Raw genomic sequence first — 817 nt, 5'->3', positions numbered from 1 at the left:
ATTGGTTATAGAGATCTTTTTTTGACATATGTAAAACCGAATTATAGCTTTTCGCTTTATTTAAAGCAGCATTGTACTGCTTCCCATCTAGTTTTGGTTGCCGCACACCATCGTAGTCTACATAGTGACGGCCACCATCTACCCATTTATCCCTAGCCATTTTACCGTCTGATTCAACATAATAACGACCGCCGTCTACCCATTCATTCTTGGCCATCTTACCATCTGATTTGAGATAATAATTTCCTACCCATTTGTTGCGAGCGTAGCTGCCTTCTGCTGTGAGATAGTAATATGAACCATAGTTTTTATCATAAATCCAGTCACTTTTAACCTTTTTTCCATCAGAATCAACATAATAACGACCACCATCTACCCATTCATTTTTAGCTCTCTTTCCATCTGATTTGAGGTAGTAATTTCCTACCCAGCCAGACTGAACTTTAGATTGTGATTTATCCTGTTTAGGAGTTGTTTCTTTAGCTTTTTCAGTCGGTTTTGATGCTGGTGTTTTCGGTTTCTCAGCAGGTTTTTGTGCTGGTGTTTTTGGTTTCTCAGCAGGTTTTTGTGCTGGTTTCGGTGCTGGTGTTTTCGATTTCTCAGCAGGTTTCTGTGCTGGCGTTTTCGGTTTCTCAGCTGGTTTTGGTGCTGGCTTTGGCGCTGGTTTTGGTTGCCACACACCATCGTCTCCTACATAATAACGACCACCATCTACCCATTCATTTTTGGCCATCTTACCATCTGATTTAAGATAGTAATTACCTACCCATGTGTTGCGAGCGTAGCTGCCTTCTCCTGTTAAATAATAGTATGACCC

The 817-nt window shown here is 41.0% G+C and carries 1 protein-coding gene; it reads right to left on the bottom strand.

Annotated features, from left to right (window positions below; genetic code table 11):
- A partial coding sequence (locus GMD1S_RS08435; RefSeq protein ID WP_000474995.1) for an Ltp family lipoprotein occupies positions 1 to 817 on the bottom strand: 817 nt, incomplete at both ends.

The sequence above is a fragment of the Streptococcus sp. GMD1S genome, from assembly GCF_000296875.1.
Classification (GTDB): Bacteria; Bacillota; Bacilli; order Lactobacillales; family Streptococcaceae; genus Streptococcus.
Note: the sequence above shows the minus strand (reverse complement) of the source record. Positions and strands in the feature narration are given on the sequence as shown.